Consider the following 4,457-nt stretch of genomic DNA (forward strand, 5'->3'; position numbering starts at 1 on the left):
CGCCCGCGTCCGCGGATCGGCGGCCGTCGACGCGGCGCCCAGGGCAGGCGCCGTCGCGTCGCCCAACGCGATCAGCGCCCGGCTGAGACTGAGCTGTGTCTGCTGCCCGCCGCGCCCCAGCTGCGTCGCCAACGCCGTCGCCAAGGCGGACTCCTCCCCGTCGGGCACGAGCACGACCGCGGCCCGCCACGCGCTGCGGGCCACCTCCTCGTCGGGGTCGGACAGGAGCGCCGGTGTGAGGGCCGGCCACGCGCCGCGGTCCCCGATCTTGGACAGGGTATGCAGTGCCTGGCTCCGCGCCTGCGCCCGCTCCGAGCGGACCTCGCGCAGCAGCCGGGGCAGCGTCACGGACACCGGGTGGCGGGTGAGCGCCCAGGTCAGCATGTCGCGGACGAAGAACTCGGGCTCGCTCGCACAGCGCGCGACGAGCGCGTCGACGCAGCGCGGGTCGGGTGTCGTACCGAGCTCCAGAGCCGCCCGCAGCCGCACGGACGCACGGTCGTCCGCCAGCCCTTGCAGCGCACGCATCGCGTCGGCGCCCAGTGTCGTGATCGTCATCGGGACCACCTCCATGGCGAGCAGTGAAGGCCTTGTCACCGTGTCAAGGTCAAACGCACCGGCGCGCAGGCGGGGCCCGGTCGCCATCGGCCGGGCCCCGCGACCTCAGTTCTTCTTGTACGCGATCACGGCCGTGGTCACCAGGCACGGCGACGGCGGCACGATCTCCACGCGCAGGCTGCCGCGCGCGGCGTCGTAGTCGATGCCCTCCGCCTCGAACGAGCCGGAGCAGATGCTGCGTTGCGGGATCGCGAAGGCGGTCGTGACGTGGCCCGTGACCGGCCGGCCGTCGAGCGGGCGGTCGAGGGCGACCTCCAGCACCTCCTTGGCGGCGTCGTCGGACGAGCAGAGCAGGTGCGTCGCGTCGGTGAAGTCACAGCCCTGGATGTTGTCGACCGGCTTGTCGAGCGCGATCTGCCCGGCCTGCGGGAGGTCGGCGCCGGGGGCCGGGGCGGACCGGTTCAGCACGGGCGTGGGGAAGACCTGGAGCCGGTTCATCGTGCCCCACTCGCCGGACACCAGCCACTGCCCGTCGGGCGAGACGGAGGCGAAAGAGTTGTTGAGCAACTCGCCCTGGTCCAGGGTGTGTTCGTAGGTGGTACGGGTGCCGTCCGGTGCCGTCGCCGCGAACATCTTCGTCGTCGCGTCGTCGCCGCCCTGGTACGCGTCGAAGGTGTAGCCGCCGGACACGTCCGGGTCCCCGACGTGGGACCAGCCCGCTATCCGCAGGTCCAGCGGCACCGAGGCGAGCCCCCGGTGCAGCAGCGAGCCGTCGGCCCGGCTCGCCAGGCCCTGGCTGCCGGTCAGCGAGTTCACGTGGCTGGTGCCGGTCTCGCTCCAGGAGGGCGCGGCCGCGGCCGACGCGGTACCCGCGCCGAGCGCGAGCGCCCCTGTCGCTGCTGCCAGGGTGAGGAGTCGGCGTCTCGTGCGTCGGTTCATGGGGGGCCTCCGCCGGTCGAAGATCAGGTCGGGGACCAGGCTGCCCTACGATCCGGGCATGAGGCTGACGATTCTCGGTGGTGGCGGATTTCGAGTGCCCCTGGTGTACGGGGCACTGCTCGGTGATCATGCGGAGGGCCGGGTCACCGAGGTCACGCTGCATGATGTCGACGCGGACCGGCTGCGGGCCATCACCGGCGTACTGCGAGAACAAGCCAACGGGGTGCCCGACGCGCCCGCCGTGCACGCGACGACCGAGCTCGACGAGGCGCTGCGCGGCGCCGACTTCGTGTTCTCGGCGATCCGGGTCGGCGGCCTCGAAGGGCGGGCCCTGGACGAGCGGATCGCGCTGGAGCAGGGGGTGCTGGGGCAGGAGACGGTCGGCGCGGGCGGCATCGCGTACGGGCTGCGGACCGTGCCGGTGGCCGTGCACATCGCGCGCCGCGTCAAGGAGGTCGCCCCCGACGCCTGGGTCATCAACTTCACCAACCCCGCGGGTCTGGTGACGGAGGCCATGTCGCGGCACCTCGGCGACCGCGTCATCGGCATCTGCGACTCGCCCGTCGGGCTGGGCCGCCGCGTCGCCCGCGTCCTCGGGGCCGACCCGGCCGACGCGTGGGTCGATTACGTGGGTCTCAACCACCTCGGCTGGCTGCGGGGGTTGAAGGTGCGCGGCCGGGACGAACTGCCCCGGCTGCTCGCCGACGACACACTCCTCGGGTCGTTCGAGGAGGGGCGCCTGTTCGGCACCGACTGGCTGCGCTCGCTCGGCGCGATCCCGAACGAGTACCTGCACTACTACTACTTCAACCGGGAGACCGTCCGCGCCTACCGGGAGGCCGAGCGGACCCGGGGCGCCTTCCTCGCCGCTCAGCAGACCGCGTTCTACGCCGCTCCCTCGTACGGGAGTTGGGACCGCACGCGGGCCGAGCGCGAAGCCACGTACATGGCGGACAACCGCGAGGCGTCCGGCGCCGGTGAGCGCGACGCCGCCGACCTCGAGGAAGGCGGCGGCTACGAGAAGGTGGCCCTCGCCCTGATGCGGGCCATCGCCCGCGACGAGCGCGCCACGCTCATCCTCAACGTCCGCAACCGGCGCACGCTCGCCGCCCTGGACGCGGACGCCGTCATCGAGGTGCCCTGCCTGGTCGACGCCAACGGGGCGCACCCCGTCGCCGTCGAGCCGCTGCCGCTGCACGCCGCCGGTCTGGTCACCGCGGTCAAGGCCGTGGAGCGCGAGGTGCTCACGGCCGCCGAATCCGGGTCGCGGGCCGGAGCCGTGAAGGCGTTCGCGCTGCACCCCCTCGTGGACTCCGTCGCCGTCGCCGAACGGCTGGTCACCGGCTATACCGACGTGCACCCGGGCCTCTCCTACCTCATGCGTGGAGGTCGGCGTCAGGACGTGTAAAGGCGTGTAAAGACGGTATTGATGAGGGGCGGCCCGAATGGCCGCCCCTTTTCCGTTCCTGACGTCGGATCATCACGCAGCGTGCGGAAGCAACTCCTCCGTAGGTGTGATGCGTTCTACAGAGAGAATCTGAGAAATTCCTCAGGAGAGTGACGCCGGAGAGTCACCATGAGCTTGACTTGGTGCACCCCCCAACTAGGAGTACACATGCGACCGTTCGCTTTGAACTATGCGCGCCCCGCGCAAGAGGTTGAGGTCAGCGCGCCGTACACGTACGACTCCGCACTGCAGTTGAACGTACTGCCTGACGGCGGAGTGGCCGCGCGCGACTACACAGTGTTGCGGGAATGCGCGGCAACCACGTCCACCGCCGGATCCAAAACCCATTTCGACGACTGAGCGGCCGCCCGGAAATGACGGTGCTGATCCTGACGAGCGAACAGGATGTGACGGCCGACATGGCGGTCGTGGAATTGAACGCCAGGGGAATCCCGGTCCTGCGACTGGACCCGGCAGAACTGCCCGGCGGCGTCGACGTGTCGGGCGAGTACGCGCACGGGACGTTCCACGGCCACCTCTCCGTCGGCGGCCGGGTCGTGACCATGGGCGGGCTGCGCTCCATCTGGGTGCGCCGCCCCGGCGCGCCGGCCACGCGGTCCCGCGCCGCGTCCGCCTGGCTCACGGAGGAGTCCTCGCAGGCCCTGTACGGGATGCTGCGCTGCACGGACGCGCGCTGGATGAACCACCCCGACGCGGCGCGTCAGGCACGCCACAAACCCTGGCAGTTATGGCTGGCACGGGCGTGCGGACTGCCCGTGCCGGCCACGCTGATCACCACGTTCCCGCGGGTGGCGCGGGAGTTCGCTGAGCGCTATCCCGACCTGGTCGTCAAACCGGTGTCCGGCGCGCACCCCGGTGACGGCTCGCTCGCGGTGCCGACGACCCGGGTGCGCCCCGGGGAGGACTACCGGGACGTCGCGCACGGGCCGACGCTGCTGCAGCGCAGGGTGCGCAAGACCGCCGACATCCGCCTGACCTGCGTGGGCGAGGAGATGTTCGCGGCGCGGGCGGCGAGCGCCCCCACGGGCCCCGACGACGTGGTGGACGTCCGTTTCGACCCGGCCGCCGGACCCTGGCAGCCGGTAGGGGTGCCGCGGAGCGTCGCCGACGGCGTCCGCGACTATCTCGCCCGGTCCCGGCTGGCGTACGGCGCCTTCGACTTCGCGGAGGACACCGACGGGATCTGGTGGTTCCTGGAGTGCAACCAGTCCGGCCAGTTCGGCTTCGTCGAGATCGAGACGGGGCAGCCCATCGGCCGGGCCGTCGCGCAGTGGCTCGCGGGGGAGCCGCTGGGACCCTCCCGGTACGGCGACGCGGGCGGGCACGCGCGCGGCCCGGACCCGTCCCGCCCGTGATCTTTGGCCGCGGCGGTGGCAGAGTGACGGGTGGGAGAGGCGTCCGGCGGGCGGGCGCCGCGGCCGAGGGAGCGGCACGGGATGAGCGAGCCAGTCGTCACCACCCAGCAGGGCGCCGTGCGCGGCAGCACCACGCG

5 protein-coding genes are annotated in these 4,457 nt (G+C 72.2%); 3 read left to right on the top strand and 2 right to left on the bottom strand.

From position 1 onward, the window contains the following. Both G3I40_RS06900 and G3I40_RS06905 read right to left on the bottom strand, forming a co-directional pair. Positions 1 to 558: HEAT repeat domain-containing protein (locus G3I40_RS06900; RefSeq protein WP_164301271.1), on the bottom strand; the 558-nt coding region annotated here is incomplete at its 3' end. 105 nt (positions 559 to 663) lie between these two features. Further along, positions 664 to 1,497 (bottom strand): hypothetical protein, encoded by an 834-nt coding sequence (locus tag G3I40_RS06905; RefSeq protein WP_164301272.1) that lies wholly within the window; start codon positions 1,495 to 1,497, stop codon positions 664 to 666. A gap of 58 nt (positions 1,498 to 1,555) precedes the next feature. Between G3I40_RS06905 and G3I40_RS06910 the strand changes: the two genes are divergently transcribed. The 3 genes from G3I40_RS06910 to tgmB all read left to right on the top strand — a co-directional run bounded on the left by G3I40_RS06910 (position 1,556) and on the right by tgmB (position 4,320). Beyond that, the gene (locus tag G3I40_RS06910) at positions 1,556 to 2,905 is read left to right on the top strand and encodes a 6-phospho-beta-glucosidase (RefSeq protein ID WP_164301273.1); all 1,350 of its coding nucleotides are present in this window, start codon (positions 1,556 to 1,558) and stop codon (positions 2,903 to 2,905) included. Positions 2,906 to 3,112: 207 nt separating this feature from the next. Then, positions 3,113 to 3,304, top strand: a complete 192-nt coding sequence (tgmA, locus tag G3I40_RS06915) for a putative ATP-grasp-modified RiPP (protein WP_164301274.1) — start codon at positions 3,113 to 3,115, stop codon at positions 3,302 to 3,304. A 14-nt stretch (positions 3,305 to 3,318) separates the two neighbouring features. Continuing rightward, entirely contained in the window at positions 3,319 to 4,320 is a 1,002-nt protein-coding gene (tgmB, locus tag G3I40_RS06920; protein ID WP_164301275.1) for an ATP-grasp ribosomal peptide maturase, read from the top strand. The last annotated feature ends 137 nt before the right edge of the window (positions 4,321 to 4,457 follow it).

Origin of the sequence: Streptomyces sp. SID14478 (assembly GCF_010548525.1) — a bacterium.
Taxonomy (GTDB): Bacteria; Actinomycetota; Actinomycetes; order Streptomycetales; family Streptomycetaceae; genus Streptomyces.